Genomic DNA, 14,657 nt, shown 5'->3' with positions numbered 1-14,657 from the left:
TGAGGACAGGGAAGGAGTTAAATTTTTAAACTGCTATACCATAAAGGTCATAGGCATCCGATTGTTCGATTTTAACGGTGACAAATTCACCAACACGCAGTGGGCGTCGTGATGATATATGGACAACACCATCTATTTCTGGAGCATCGTACTGACTACGTCCTTTGGCAACTTTTCCTTGACTTTCATCGATAAGCACTCGGAGTCTTTTTCCAATTTTTTTCTTTAAAAGATGTGTAGAAATTTGTTGTTGTTTTGCCATAAAACGATGCCAGCGGTTTTCTTTCACCTCTTCAGGAATATTTTCTAATCCCAAATCATTTGCGGCAGCTCCTTTTACTTCTTCATATTTAAAGCACCCCGCGCGTTCAATTTTTGCTTCTTCTAGCCATTCTAGAAGTATATTAAAATCTTCATTCGTTTCACCAGGAAAACCAACGATAAATGTTGATCGCAAAGTAAGATCTGGACATATTTTCCGCCATTTTTCAATTTTACGGTTTGTTTTTTCCATAAGTGCGGGACGCTTCATGTGACGCAAAACAGTTGGTGATGCATGCTGAAAAGGTATATCCAGATAAGGAAGAATTTTTTTTGCAGCCATAAGTTCGATAACTTCATCAACATGGGGATAAGGATAAACGTAATGCATACGTACCCAAATACCCATATCGCCTAGTTCGCGACAAAGATCAAAGAATTTAGTTTTGATTGTACGATCTTTCCAAGAATTTTCGAGATATTTAAGATCAACACCATAAGCACTCGTATCCTGTGAAATAACCAAAAGTTCTTTTACACCCGCTTGCACGAGTTTTTCAGCTTCACGAAGAACATCGCTGATGGGACGTGAAGTGAGATCACCACGCAAAGTAGGGATGATACAAAAACTACACCGATTAGAGCATCCTTCAGAAATCTTTAAGTAGGCGTAATGGCGAGGTGTTAAACGAATACCTTGGGGAGGAACTAAATCAAGAAAAGGATCATGAACAGGAGGAATTGCTGTATGAACAGCTTCTATAACGCTTTCATAAGCTTGCGGTTTTGTAATAGCCAATACATTAGGATATGTTTGGCGAATAGCATCAGGATCAGCACCAAGACACCCTGTTACAATAACTTTTCCATTTTTTTTAAGAGCTTCATCAATATTGGCTAATGATTCTCTCCTTGCCGAGTCAAGAAAACCACAGGTATTCACAATAACGACATCAGCTCCTTGATGTTGACGTGAAATCTCATACCCTTCAGAGCGAAGGCGTGTAATAATTCGCTCAGAATCTACGAGTGCTTTTGGGCATCCGAGGGAGACAAAACTAATACGAGGTGCTACCATGATGATCCTACAATTACTATGAATGATTGAGTTACGCTTTTATTAATTTAAAAATAATGTTCTTTATTTTTATACCTATGCAATACAATCTGTTACAAAGTTATTTGATTTTTTTCTACAAAATTTTATGTGTTTTTATGCATGCATACAATTTTGTCTTATTATATCGTAAAATTCCGTTATTGAGGATGATGATATAAGACAGCTTCCTTCAAAGCATTTAAGTTCTTTTCAAAGTACGTGGTGAATATTTTAAAACTTACTTGTCAAGCCTTGCATTAAGTGAAGAACATGGAGGGAAGGGAAAGTGAAACCTGCTCGATAAGGATCTGGATTGTTTATAAACCGAATTGGGGGCATCCTTTGGCTGTGGAGAAGAAGTCAATTGCGTGTGGCACAATAAAAAAAATACTCAACAGCTTCTTATTGCGATATCTATCGCGTACTATAAGGTTTATTTTTTAATATTTGCGAATAAGTCCGGTAAGTTTTCCTTGTATTTCTATACGCTCGGATTCGTATGTCCGTACTTCATAATGAGGATTTGCGGCTTCTAATGCAATAGAAGCTCCTTTGCGTCGATAACGTTTTAATGTGGCTTCTTTTTTATCAATAAACGCAACAATAATTTCACCAGTTATTGCTGTATTTTGACGTTTTACAATGATCGTATCTTTATCAAAGATACCAGCCTCCATCATAGAATCATCTTTAACTTCTAATGCGTAGTGCTCACCTGTATTAACCATATCGAGTGGAAGAGAAAGGCTGTTTATTTGTTGCAGTATAGCAGAGGCGGGTACGCTTGCAGAAATACGTCCCATAATAGGAATGGTGATATTTTTTTTTTCTTCTTCATCAAAGGGACTCAAGCTTTTTGATATTTCCCTTTTATTTCTTTCTATTATACTGGGAGAAATTTTACGTGCTAAAGAAAGGTTAAATGTTATTTTCTCAGGAAGTCGAATCACCTCCACAGCACGAGCACGATTGGGCAAACGACGTATAAAACCTCTTTGTTCTAAGGCTATAATGAGCTTATGAATACCAGACTTTGAAGAAAGTTCTAATGCATTTTTCATTTCTTCAAAAGAAGGAGGAACACCAGTTTCTTTTATATGGTTATGAATAAATAAGAGTAGCTCATACTGTTTACATGTTAGCATTCAACATTCCAATCAAAATAATAAAAATTAGTAAAGTAAAAATACATGTATATATAACACTTTTACAATTTTTTATCGCCAAATCAAAATTATTTTATTTGTTTTTGATCTTATCGTTTAATAAATCAATATGTTTATTTATAGATATATTTAAATTATTATTTATATACTGTATATATACATTAATATTAAATAATGTATAAATATACTTTATAGTTCTGACTGAATTATCCAACACTAAATTTTGTGACTAGTATTATCCTTTTCTTCTAAAAATATATCTACGTATTTTATAATTTTTGATATAAAAAAGTTAACTAGAAGGCATTCTATATATTCAAAACACTTAAAATAATTTTGCATACTGCATATTATTTCTGCTTTTTTATTCTTAGTAAAATTATCTACAGCTCTAATAGTGAGCATAATTTATAGTCATTCGGGATATTTTCAATGAGACTAAATTTTTGCTTCATATCTACTTGATTCTATAGGATAAATTGGCTTTCGTTATATATTCATTATACATGAATAAAAATCATACTCTCAAAGCCATTGTTGCTCATTGTTCCATTTTCAAGTCTAACGTGTCAACCGCTATATACTATTTCCATGAACCCTAATGTTGCGATAATTTTTGGTTATTGAAAGGAAGCATAAAAGGTATTTTCATTTCTTTTTTATAGTTTTATTCTCTCGCTTATATCGGTCAAGAAAATGCTTTTTATTGTTTCAATATAAAAAAGATTTGAAATGAGAAAAACTTACAGTATTTGAGAATTTTCACTCAAGTAAAAAGTAATAAATTATTATAAATCAATATATTATCTTATAAAGCTGTATTCATATTTGAAAATTAAACACTAAAATATAAAGATATAAAAATAATATTATAATAAAAGGTATTTTTTCTTCTCTACCCATTATGCTCAACAACCCATGTGAGGGGAAGGGGGTATTGCTCATAATTTTAACGCTTCGAATCTATGCAATATTTTGCAGTGAAATTTTTCCTTTATTGAAACTTCAAAAAGAAGATTTAAAGAGTACTTATACAATGATGAAGTAAAGGGGCGAAAACGGAAAATTATTGATAACTGAAGAAAATAATAATATTTTTTCCAAAAGGTGTTGACCAAATGGAAAGTCAACCGTATGTTCCCTTCACTTTCTGCAAACTAGATAGCTTGTGTGAGAGCGCGTAGCTCAGCTGGTAGAGCAACTGACTTTTAATCAGTAGGTCCAGGGTTCGAATCCCTGCGCGCTCACCAAATTTAAGTAATATCAATAGGCTATAAAAAATTTAAGAATCTTTTTTGTTTTGATTCTTTTTGAAGTTTTTATCGATTCTATAGTCTGTCATTTTCTATCAGCTGTTTTTGGAATAGAGCGGTGCTATGCTGTCTCTTGTCCAACAAAAAAGAGCTTTAAGATTACGATAGGGTTGTACCTGCGTTGGCAGCACATGCGGTTTCTAATTTTCTCAATCCATAGGTGGTTTTTAATACCCACTGCATTACATGATTCGCAAAACAGTTGCTAAAATCACCACTTATTCACACTTAATATTATGAAATGAATTTTCTATAAGATGTTGATTTGTTTAAATTTTAATCTTTTTAACATCTACTATAGTACATTTATTTCTTATGAAAACCATAAAAAGGTTAACAATACGTTAATTTCTTGATAGAAGGGGCCAATTCAAGAGTGGTATATGCGCGAGGGGAATCATTTAAAAACGTAAATTCTTCCGTTGCGTACAAAAAGCGTGACGTGGTTTTTACAAGTAGTACTTAACAGAAATAAGTGGACTGAATAGATGCCTTCAAATAGAAAAAAGAAAATTACTTTTATGATTAAACCAACACTTCAATTGTTTTCTATGATCGTCATTTCTCAGTCACTGGTATCTTGTTGCGCAAGCCAAACTATGAATTTTTCAATAAAAGATTCCTATCATAATAAACCAATTAACGTAAACACTTCTGTACTACCTCAACAAGTATCTAATAAGAAGAATCAATCGGAAGAAAAAAAGCGTGGACGAGCGATTGTTGGTAAACCTTATCAAATAAAAGGAAAGTGGTATTATCCTCAAAGTGATCCAACTTATAAACGTGTTGGCGAAGCATCATGGTATGGTTCAGATTTTCATGGACGTTTAACTGCCAACGGTGAAATTTATGACATGAATCTTTTGACTGCTGCTCATCCTACAATGCCTTTACCTAGCTATGCTCGTGTTACTAATTTGAAAAATGGGTCTTCAATCGTTGTTAGAGTGAATGATCGCGGACCTTTTATGAAAGACAGAATCATTGATTTATCAAGGCAAGCTGCGGCAATATTGGGGTATGTAGATAGGGGGGTCGCAGATGTTAAAGTAGAATATATTGCTGAAGCACCTGTTGGCTATTATGATGCTGCATATTTAATGTCCTCTTATACTCCTGGAAATGCTGCCCCATATTCATTAGCGTCGGAAAATGTTGCGAAAAAAAGAGAAACTGTTTTGTTAAAAGAGCAGCGCAATACAAGGAACAAAAAAGAATTAGCTAAAGCAGCTGCTGTTGAACAAGAACAACGTAATAAAACTGTTGCAGTTAAATTGCCAGAAATTGGTCCTATCATGGTTGATAAGCCGATACCATTCGATCAAGTTGCTTCTATAAATAAGCTAAACAAAAAAACAAAGGTTAATTGGCTACAACTGTTTTAAGAAAAAATGCATTGATTTTTTATCTATATAATTTTCTAGTAAAAAAGGTAAGAAATTACGGATTTAGTGTAGGATTTTTATCTTAAAGCGCTTTGTCCTTTTCAAAAAGCGTGGTTGGGTTCTATTATTATAAATTCAGTACGGCCTTTCCACTCCATTGCTGGTCTATTCGTCGTTTTATGATATTGCTTGCTTAATAAAGCGTGTACTTTTCTTGCTGTAATAGCTTTTGCTAGACGAAGGTAAATTATTGTGTCAGTCTGTTTGTGTAATCTCTAAAACAACTTGTACTCTCGATTTGAGAGGAATAAAAAGCTTAACAAGTAAAAAAATATTTTCTTTTGATTCGGCCTTGCATCTTTCTAAAGTATCTACGGTAATATCTTATGAAAAGATTATGCATTATCTCATGCTTTTGTTTATCATGTTCTTTAATGGAGTAAGTTCCCTCACGAAAAACAGAGCGTCTCAAACAAAATACACTTACATTGCCAATTCATGGACTTATTTAAAAGAGACATACTTTAACACGCTACAAGCCTATTTTGCGACAGCGCCTGTGAATGGTATAACTGTTAACGCCTTTAGACATCAGCATCTTTACTCTTATGAAGATATAAATCGACACCATCATACACTTTGCAAGCCCCCAATGTTTTGTGCGATAATTCTTAACACTTGAGAGGTTTATAAGAAGTATTTTTACTCTCTTTTTTAATAATTTTTATCCATATACGAACCCTACTTATGACCCGTAAGTAAGCGATTTTTAATGAATTCAATATGAGAAGAGGGGATGAGAGAATCTTACAGTATTTTGAGTTAGCTTCAATTTTAAAATGATAATTTATCATAACAAATCAAAATACTATCAATAAAAATAGGAAAAAATCTTTTGTCTCTCATACATTTAAAATGTTAAATTGAACCTACATGGAAGATAAAAAACGTGTCATATTATTTTTTCTAAAGCTAAATGAAAATAAAATCTTTTTATGAGTTGTAAATAATTCCTCAATTTTCAGAAATCAAAAAGTTTTTTCCTATATAAGATTCTTTATGTTGATCTTTGGGATGGGAGGAGCAGCTATGTATACAGCATTAAGGATCTTATTGATATTATGGGGAGTATTGGCATTTGATACGTGGGGGAGAGCACAAGATTTTCAAACTTCCGCATCACAACTGTTATTACTCGATGATGATACAGAGACAATACTTTATGAAAAACAAAGTGATATTCCTTTTTTCCCTGCTTCATTAGTAAAATTGATGACAGCAGAAGTTGTATTTCATCAATTAAAAAAAGGATTATTAAAAAGTACGCAGAAATTCAAGGTCAGTGAAAATGCTTGGCGCAAAGGTGGAGCACCTTCCGGTACAACCACTATGTTTGCAAAGATAAAGACAGAAATCAGTGTTTCTGATCTTTTACGTGGTTTAATTATTGTGAATGGAAATGATGCTGCTATTATTCTTGCTGAAGGAATATCAGGACATGAAGATCATTTTGTAAAACTGATGAATCAGCGCGCAAAAATAATCGGATTATCTCAGAGTCATTTTGTTAATGCTACAGGGCTACCCGAAGAGGGACAATTTGTAACTGTGCGTGATATGATTATATTAGCACGTCATATTGTTCAGGAATATCCGGATTATTATGCACTTTATTGTGAGCCTCATTTTACATGGAATAATATTTTTCAACGTAATAAAAACCCTCTTATTTCTAAGGAAATTGGTGTAGAAGGATTTGGTTTTGGCTACAGTGAAAAAGAAGGTTTTTCAATGGTTGCCACCATTTCTAAAAATCATCGACGTCTTTTTTTAGCAATCAATGGTTTGCAAGATGGTAAAAAATATACAAAAGAAATAGAACGCATTCTTCAATGGGGGATGACGGCATTTGATCTCAAAACAATTTTCACAAAAGAAGAAACGGTTGGTCGTGCTTCTGTTTACGGTGGTAAGAAAAATTTTGTTCCACTCATTGTTAAAACACCAATAAGTTTTATGCTTTCGAATGAAAAAAAAGTAAATGTTAAAGCAAAAATTAAATATCATGGTCCATTGAAAGCTCCCATCGTTTCTGGGAAATCAGTTGGCGTTATTCAAATTTTAGAAGATAAAAAGGTTCTTCTGGAAAAACCAGTTTTTGCCGGAATGAATGTTCAGGAAGGAAGTTTCTTTGCAAAAGTAAAAAATGCATTCTATGAAATAACAATTGGATGGTTACGAAAATATTTATAGTTACGCGCTAATAAGGTTAAGATCATACGTGTCAGGTTATTTTATTACATTCGAAGGAGGGGACGGGGTAGGGAAAACGGTGCAGATTTCTTTACTTGCTGAGTCTCTCTCACACCAAGGTTATGATGTTGTCACAACACGAGAACCAGGAGGAACACCAGGAGCAGAAGCAATCCGGCATATTTTGTTGTCGGGGCAGGCGCGACAGTATGGACCGTTGATTGAAGCTGTTTTGTTTACAGCTGCACGTGTCGACCATGTTACTGAGGTTATCGCACCTTCTTTGCAAAAAGGTAAAATCGTTTTATGTGACCGCTTTATTGATTCTACACGCGTTTATCAAGGACTCAATGATAGCGTCAGTTCTTCTCTTCTTTCTGTTTTAGAGTGTATTGCGCTCAATGGTATTTTGCCTCATTTAACATTTTTATTAGATATGCCTGCAATGTGTGGTATGAAGCGTGCAAATTTGCGAAGAAAAAAAACAGAAGAAATTGATTATTTTGAAAAAGATCAGTTGGAAATTCAAGAACAAAGGCGTCAGGCTTTTCTTCAATTGGCCAAACAGGAACCCCATAGATTTCGAGTTATTGATGCCACTGGCTCAGTGGAAGCCATTGCTCATCAAATAAAAAATATTTGTCATCAGGTATTGTTGGATCAGCTTTCATGAGTAATGTAAATACCTTACGCCAATATGATGATATTGATACAATTTTATCACCATCCCAGAACAATGTTATCTTTGGTCATGAGGATGTGCGTCATTTTTTGACACAAATGCTTAAAGAAGAGCGTTTACATCATGCATTATTATTTGAAGGAGAATATGGGATTGGAAAGGCTACATTAGCCTTTCATCTTGCTTGGAACATTTTAAGTTTTCAACAGAGTGCTTTCTTGAAACCCGATCCTTATTCTACCCCATGGCGCCAAATTACACAAGGAAGTCACCCTGGTCTTTTGTATATTTCACGTCGATTTGATGTGAAAACGCAAAAGTTTAAAACAGGAATACTCGTTGATGATATCCGTGATATTATGCATTTTTTAAGCCGAACATCACAAGAAAATGGATGGCGTATAGTTATTGTTGATTCTGCAGATGATATGAATAGAAATGCAGCAAATGCAATTCTTAAAATACTTGAAGAACCACCTACAAAAACGTTATTTGTTATTATCGCGCATTCTTCTGGCAAATTGCTTCCAACAATCCATTCACGGTGTCAAAAAATCTCTTTTCGTCCCTTGAATAACGATGAAATGAAAAAAGTTATTACACATATTTTCGCCAATCAGGATTTACCTGATGAGAAAACAATTGAAATGATTATTGAAAAATCTAAAGGAAGTCCTCGAAAAGCTGCTTTACTTGTTTGCCATGGCGGTTTTGAAATTATTAAAACAATTGATGCTCTCCTAGAGAAACCTGTTTGTAACGCAATGATTGTACATACTCTTGCACAAACATTTTCATCTGTTTCTTCTACATTCCAATTTCAACAATTTTGTGATGAAATTCTTAATAAAATTCAAAAAAAAGCTATCATGCTCGTTGAAAAGGGAGACTTATTTCTCTCAAAAAAATATGCGGAAAAATGGCGGGAGATTCATCAAGAAATAGAGGAAATACAACTGTTTAATCTCGATAAAAAGCAGTTTGTTATTAACTTGCTTTTTAAAGTTCATAAGATCATTCATGAGGATTAGTTTTTCCGTGACAATGCGATAAACAAACGTTATGTCATAATATCTTTTATTTATAGCGTTTTACAACGAGTATGACATGCGTGACACATATTACATAACAACTCCCATTTTTTATCCTAATGGTGCTCCACATATTGGACATGCTTATAGTGCAATTGCAAGCGATGTTTTAGCCCGCTTTCAACGGTTAAACGGAAAAAATGTATTTTTTCTTTCTGGTACAGATGAGCATGGTCTCAAGATGCAACAAACCGCAGCTGCATTAGGCATGACACCTCAGCAGCTTGCAGATCGTAATAGTGCGGTGTTTCAAAAAATGCTTGCAGTATTAAATTGTTCTAACGATGATTTTATCCGTACGACAGAAGAACGCCATTATCAAGCTTGTCAAGAAATTTGGAAAAAGATGGAAGCAAATGGCGATATTTATCTCGGTCGTTATACGGGGTGGTATTCGGTTCGCCAAGAAGCCTATTATGAAGAAAAAGATACGGAAGTTGGACCAGACAACATCCGTCGTGAGAAGGAATTAGGCTCTCCAGTTGAATGGAATGAAGAAGAAAGTTATTTTTTTAAACTTTCTCATTATGAAAAGGCTCTTCTTGAATATTATGAAAAACATCCTGATTTTATTGCTCCATTTGAGCGGCGTAATGAAATTATAAGTTTTATCAAATCAGGTTTAAAAGATATCTCTATTTCACGCGCAAGTTTTAACTGGGGAATTGCTGTTCCTGAGAATCCAAAGCACGTGATGTATGTCTGGGTTGATGCGCTTACAAATTATCTATCAGCAATAGGTTTTTTCAATGAAAATTCAAAAAAACGTGATTTTTGGCCTGCAAATACGCATATTATTGGTAAGGATATTATTCGTTTTCATGCAGTCTATTGGCCGGCATTTTTAATGTCTGCTGGAATTGAATTGCCTAAAAATATTTTTGCCCATGGTTTTTTACTTAATCGTGGTGCAAAAATGTCAAAATCTATTGGAAATGTCGTTGATCCTTTTGAAATGGTTGATCATTATGGTCTTGATCAGGTCCGTTATTTCCTTCTCCGTGAAGTGCCATTCGGACAAGATGGTAGTTATAGTCATGAAAGCCTTGTGAACCGTATTAATGCTGATCTTGCTAACGATCTTGGTAATTTAGCACAGCGCTGTTTGTCTATGATTGCCAAAAATTGTAATGCACAAGTCCCGAAACCAGCTTTATTTTTAGCTCAAGATAAACAGCTTTTAGAACAATCTCTTCAAGTACTTGAAACTGTACACCAAGCTATGTCTTCTTATAGTATGCATTTAGCACTTTCAGCTATTTTTTCAATTGTAGCAGATGCCAATCGCTATTTTGCCAACGAACAACCTTGGAGTTTACGTAAAAACGATCGAGAACGATTTTCTACAGTTCTTTATATAACTGTAGAAATCTTGCGGAGAATAGGAATTATGCTTTTGCCTTTCATACCCCAATCAGCAACGAAACTTCTTGATAGCCTTGCGGTTGCTGAAGATGATCGGTTATTGTATCATATAAGTCATTCAAAAATTCAAGAAGGGCTTGATCTTCCACCACCAGAACCAATTTTTCCTCGTTATATCTTGAAGAAAGAAGACACTCATCATGTTGATTGATACACATTGTCATCTTGATTTTGAAGATTTTTCACAAGATTTGGATAATGTTATCCAACGGGCTTTAGATGCTGACGTTAAACGTATGATAACAATTTCAACCCATGTTTATAAGTTAGATAAACTGTTAGCCATTGCGCAAAGCTATGATCAAGTCTTTTGTTCCGTTGGAACACACCCCAATCACGCGCATGAAGAACAAAATATTACAGCGGAAGAGCTTATACAGCTCTCGAATCATCCTAAAATTGTTGCGTTTGGGGAAGGGGGCCTTGATTATCATTATGATTACTCTACACCAGAAGAGCAAAAGAAAGTTTTTCAAGAACATATCATTGCTTCTCGAGAAACACAGATTCCTCTTGTTATACATTCACGCAATGCCGATATCGATATGGAGAAAATATTACGTGAACAAATAAAAGAAGGAGCTTTTCCCTTTATCCTTCATTGTTATTCGTCTGGAATGCAACTTGCTCGTGCTGGAATTGAACTTGGTGGTTATATTTCTTTTTCGGGTATTCTTACTTTTAAAAACGCACTTGAAATCCGTGAAATAGCAAAAATTGTGCCCCATGAGCATTTGTTAGTGGAAACAGATGCTCCATTTTTAGCACCTAGTCCCCATCGAGGCAAAACAAATGAACCATCTTTTGTATGTTATACAGCAGCTGTTTTGGCTGAAACAATTGGCTTAAGCATTGAAGAAACAGCTCAAATAACAACGCGTAATGCTTTTCGTTTATTTAGCAAAATGAAATAAGGCAAAAGATATGTGTGATCAATACCGATTTACAATATTAGGTTGTGGTCCTTCTCCAGGAGTGCCAAGACCTAATGGTGATTGGGGAACATGTGATCCGAATAACCCTAAAAATAAACGCTACAGAAGTTCTTTATTAGTTGAACGTATTAAACCTTCAGGAGGCAAAACAACGATCGTTATTGATACAGGTCCAGATTTTCGCTCACAAATGATCGATGCGCGTGTAAGCCATCTTGATGCTGCTCTTTACACGCATTCTCATGCAGACCATATCCACGGTATTGATGATTTACGCAGCTATGCACTTGCACAAAAATGTTTAATAGATATCTATGCCGACAGATTTACACTAGAGCATCTCAAAAGTGCTTTCGGATATTGTTTTCAAACTCCAAAAGATTCATCTTATTCTCCCATTTTAAAAGAGCATCTTATCAATGAAGATAGCCAATTTATTATTCAGGGGCAGGGCGGAGAAATAAGCGTCAATACACATTTACAACACCACGGAAACATTCATTCCTTAGGTTTTCGGATTGGGAACGTTGCCTATTGTACGGATGTTAGTGAATTTCCTGAAAAAACTTTATCCAAATTAATGGATTTGGATGTTCTCATCATTGAAGCTCTTCAATTTAAATCCCATCCGAGTCATTTTTCTGTTGATCAAGCATTACAGTGGATAGAATATTTAAAGCCAAAACAAGCAATACTCACACATATGGACAGATCGCTGGATTACAATAAGGTTATAAATTACGTTCCATCCTATGTAAAACCTGCATATCAAGGTCTTACTTTTGAAACAGATGCATAAGCTTATTATGCGCAATATTTAAGTTAAATAAAATACTTTTAAATTTATCCTTTATTTTATTTCATTTTTGACATATTTAGTGTTTTTTATGTCAAAAATGAGGCTTTTATGTATAAGAATTTTAAGCGGGGTGTATGTATTGTGGTTTTAGCGGTTTCCTTAACAGCATGTGGGGGGCGTTTAGAAAAAAATATTGCAACGACAACATTACATGACGGATCAATGAGTTGTGCCGATATTCAACGGGAGTTTTTTGCTAATAAACGTCAGATTAATGATACAATTGCAGAGCGTTCTAAAGCAAGAAATAAGAACGTGGCTTTAGCAGCAGCAAGTGTTGTATTTGTACCTGCTTTGTTTTTTATGGATACTAAATCCAGTGAAAGTAATGAAATTTCGGCTTTAAATAATCGTAATGCTGTTTTAAGCGATCTTGCACGTATGAAACGTTGTAAAATAGTACAGTAATTTTTCTTATTTTATTATAGGTAATTTCGTTATCACTATTTTTGGTCTTTAAGGAATATACCTTAAAGACCAAAGTTTATTTTAAAAGTAAATTGTATGATATAAATATTATGATGATGTTTTAAAGTAGGGTTTTCTTTTTGGATAAAGGATTTATCTTCTGCATCATATTATCGCATAATATATATTATGGAACTTTATGGAAAAGTATAGCTAGCATCAGCGTTTTGAGGAACGAAGCTTTAAAATGAGCTACTTAAGTTAGCTAAGATCGAAAATCGAGCCTGTTATTCTGGCTCGAAAATTTCAATCACAATGTTTTTTTATTTTTTACTCTTTTAAAAAAAATAATTACAATTTGTAGTACTATAAAAGCTAAAAACAATATTCCATGAAATAATGGTACAAATGGCTGATAAATAAAATCGGAATAATATATTGTTATTGCTTCAATCAATGCTGCAATACACCACACAATGATACCCCATAGTGAATACATCCAAAGTCCAACTAAGGCAATAGGATAGAGAATAGCCAATATAGCTGATGCAAATTGCCACTGCCAAGGCATAAGATCAAAACGCCATAGAATACCTGGAAAAACACCAACAAGACGTATCCAATAACAAATACCTAGAACTAAGCAAATAAGTGCCAAAAACCGTAAGTAACAGTTATAGATTAAATTGATTTTTGAAATCTGTTTGTGAGAATTATTTTTCACAATAATAACTCTTGTTCAACAGGTTGGAAGTAAGAATCTACCATTTCATCTGTCACATTTGAAAGTTTATCTGGTTGCCATTGAGGTCTTTTATCCTTATCGATTAACATAGCACGTATACCTTCATAAAAATCATGTGAATGAATCATATGATACGCTATGCGGTTTTCAATTTTCATACAATCTTCCAACGTTTGAGATGAATTTTGTTTCATTTGTTTCCAGATAACTTTTAAACTTGTCGGAGAACGTGACTGCAAAATATCATAACATTCTTTAGCAAATAAAACATCTTCATTGCTTTTTTTATGTAGCAACTCAAGACATTCTTCTAAGGTATGTGCACTAAAACAAGTGTTAATAATACAACGTATTTCATGACTTGTTTCATAGTCTTTTGTAATTGCTCGCTCGTTTAAAGCTAAAGTAGGATCTCCTTGCTCAATAACAGCTTTTCTAATCATATCGAATTCAGTTTCAGCAACGGCGTGTGTTGCTAATCCTAAATTTAAGCAATCTCCCCACTTTATACGTGCGCCCGTTAATGCAAGATAGATACCAAAATGATTGGGAAGAGATGGTAAGAAAAAACTTGCACCTACATCTGGGAAAAATCCAATCGCACCTTCTGGCATAGCAAAAACTGTATTTTCTGTAACAATTCGATGCGAGCCATAGAGAGAAATACCTACCCCTCCTCCCATCCAAATACCGTTTAAGAAAGAAATGTAGGGCTTTGAAAAATGTTTGATATAAGCATTTAAACTATATTCATTTCTAAAGTATTGACAAGCAGCAGCACTTTTCCCCATATGATAGATTTCTACAACATCTCCACCAGCACAAAAAGCACGCCCTTCCCCTTCAATTAAGACACAAGAAACATTATCATCTGTTTCCCATGTTCTGAGAGCTTTTTTTAAAGCTGAAACCATTCGTTGATTAAGAGCGTTTAATGCTGAAGGACGTGTGAGCTTTATAATACCAGCACGCCCTTCTTTCGTAAAAGAAATATCATCATCTGCTCCAAAATTAATTCGCATCTCACACCCT

The 14,657-nt window shown here is 34.3% G+C and carries 12 protein-coding genes and 1 tRNA gene; 9 read left to right on the top strand and 4 right to left on the bottom strand.

Annotated elements, in window-relative coordinates; genetic code table 11:
• Positions 1-25 precede the first annotated feature (25 nt).
• On the bottom strand, positions 26-1,339 hold the full coding sequence (gene rimO, locus ACFIM6_RS05030) for a 30S ribosomal protein S12 methylthiotransferase RimO (RefSeq protein WP_375611919.1): 1,314 nt from the start codon (positions 1,337-1,339) through the stop codon (positions 26-28).
• A gap of 461 nt (positions 1,340-1,800) precedes the next feature.
• Positions 1,801-2,505 carry a transcriptional repressor LexA gene (gene lexA / locus ACFIM6_RS05025; RefSeq protein WP_375611918.1) on the bottom strand — a complete coding sequence of 235 codons (705 nt, stop codon included), beginning with the start codon at positions 2,503-2,505 and terminating at the stop codon, positions 1,801-1,803.
• A gap of 1,195 nt (positions 2,506-3,700) precedes the next feature.
• On the opposite strand from lexA, the gene ACFIM6_RS05020 reads away from it, so the two are divergent.
• From ACFIM6_RS05020 to ACFIM6_RS04980, 9 genes are all read left to right on the top strand, one after another.
• Positions 3,701-3,776 (top strand) — tRNA-Lys (locus ACFIM6_RS05020).
• A gap of 551 nt (positions 3,777-4,327) precedes the next feature.
• Complete coding sequence (locus ACFIM6_RS05015; protein ID WP_375610370.1) at positions 4,328-5,227, top strand: septal ring lytic transglycosylase RlpA family protein; 900 nt, start codon at positions 4,328-4,330, stop codon at positions 5,225-5,227.
• Positions 5,228-6,316: 1,089 nt separating this feature from the next.
• Positions 6,317-7,480 carry a D-alanyl-D-alanine carboxypeptidase family protein gene (locus tag ACFIM6_RS05010; protein ID WP_375611917.1) on the top strand — a complete coding sequence of 388 codons (1,164 nt, stop codon included), beginning with the start codon at positions 6,317-6,319 and terminating at the stop codon, positions 7,478-7,480.
• A 28-nt stretch (positions 7,481-7,508) separates the two neighbouring features.
• Positions 7,509-8,153 (top strand): dTMP kinase, encoded by a 645-nt coding sequence (gene tmk, locus ACFIM6_RS05005; protein ID WP_375611916.1) that lies wholly within the window; start codon positions 7,509-7,511, stop codon positions 8,151-8,153.
• Positions 8,150-9,193, top strand: coding sequence for a DNA polymerase III subunit delta' (locus tag ACFIM6_RS05000; protein WP_375611915.1), 1,044 nt, complete (start codon positions 8,150-8,152; stop codon positions 9,191-9,193). Before tmk ends, ACFIM6_RS05000 begins: the two co-directional genes overlap by 4 nt.
• 76 nt (positions 9,194-9,269) lie before the next feature.
• Entirely contained in the window at positions 9,270-10,829 is a 1,560-nt protein-coding gene (gene metG / locus ACFIM6_RS04995; protein ID WP_375611914.1) for a methionine--tRNA ligase, read from the top strand.
• The gene (locus tag ACFIM6_RS04990; protein WP_375611913.1) at positions 10,819-11,592 is read left to right on the top strand and encodes a TatD family hydrolase; all 774 of its coding nucleotides are present in this window, start codon (positions 10,819-10,821) and stop codon (positions 11,590-11,592) included. The genes metG and ACFIM6_RS04990 overlap by 11 nt, the downstream gene beginning before the upstream one ends.
• 10 nt (positions 11,593-11,602) lie before the next feature.
• Positions 11,603-12,412: an MBL fold metallo-hydrolase gene (locus ACFIM6_RS04985; RefSeq protein ID WP_375611912.1), complete on the top strand. Its 810-nt coding sequence runs from the start codon at positions 11,603-11,605 to the stop codon at positions 12,410-12,412.
• Between the two features lie 108 nt (positions 12,413-12,520).
• Positions 12,521-12,880: a hypothetical protein gene (locus tag ACFIM6_RS04980; RefSeq protein ID WP_273791051.1), complete on the top strand. Its 360-nt coding sequence runs from the start codon at positions 12,521-12,523 to the stop codon at positions 12,878-12,880.
• A 310-nt stretch (positions 12,881-13,190) separates the two neighbouring features.
• On the opposite strand, the gene ACFIM6_RS04975 is transcribed toward ACFIM6_RS04980, so the two are convergent.
• Together ACFIM6_RS04975 and ACFIM6_RS04970 are read right to left on the bottom strand one after the other, a co-directional pair.
• Positions 13,191-13,604, bottom strand: a complete 414-nt coding sequence (locus tag ACFIM6_RS04975) for a DUF6163 family protein (protein WP_375611911.1) — start codon at positions 13,602-13,604, stop codon at positions 13,191-13,193.
• On the bottom strand, positions 13,601-14,647 hold the full coding sequence (locus ACFIM6_RS04970; protein WP_375611910.1) for an enoyl-CoA hydratase/isomerase family protein: 1,047 nt from the start codon (positions 14,645-14,647) through the stop codon (positions 13,601-13,603). Before ACFIM6_RS04970 ends, ACFIM6_RS04975 begins: the two co-directional genes overlap by 4 nt.
• Between the last annotated feature and the right edge of the window lie 10 nt (positions 14,648-14,657).

It is taken from the genome of Bartonella sp. AA9NXGY (assembly GCF_042196845.1).
Taxonomy (GTDB): Bacteria; Pseudomonadota; Alphaproteobacteria; order Rhizobiales; family Rhizobiaceae; genus Bartonella.
This window is presented reverse-complemented; position numbering and strand designations above follow the sequence as displayed.

Bases quoted from the DNA above. Each gene is read 5' to 3' on its own strand.
- ACFIM6_RS05010 (WP_375611917.1), top strand. From the start codon at position 6,317: ATGTATACAGCATTAAGGATCTTATTGATATTATGGGGAGTATTGGCA.
- ACFIM6_RS04980 (WP_273791051.1), top strand. From the start codon at position 12,521: ATGTATAAGAATTTTAAGCGGGGTGTATGTATTGTGGTTTTAGCGGTT.
- ACFIM6_RS04970 (WP_375611910.1), bottom strand. From the start codon at position 14,647: ATGCGAATTAATTTTGGAGCAGATGATGATATTTCTTTTACGAAAGAA.
- ACFIM6_RS05015 (WP_375610370.1), top strand. From the start codon at position 4,328: ATGCCTTCAAATAGAAAAAAGAAAATTACTTTTATGATTAAACCAACA.
- lexA (WP_375611918.1), bottom strand. From the start codon at position 2,505: ATGCTAACATGTAAACAGTATGAGCTACTCTTATTTATTCATAACCAT.
- ACFIM6_RS04990 (WP_375611913.1), top strand. From the start codon at position 10,819: ATGTTGATTGATACACATTGTCATCTTGATTTTGAAGATTTTTCACAA.
- ACFIM6_RS04985 (WP_375611912.1), top strand. From the start codon at position 11,603: ATGTGTGATCAATACCGATTTACAATATTAGGTTGTGGTCCTTCTCCA.
- ACFIM6_RS05000 (WP_375611915.1), top strand. From the start codon at position 8,150: ATGAGTAATGTAAATACCTTACGCCAATATGATGATATTGATACAATT.
- rimO (WP_375611919.1), bottom strand. From the start codon at position 1,339: ATGGTAGCACCTCGTATTAGTTTTGTCTCCCTCGGATGCCCAAAAGCA.
- metG (WP_375611914.1), top strand. From the start codon at position 9,270: ATGCGTGACACATATTACATAACAACTCCCATTTTTTATCCTAATGGT.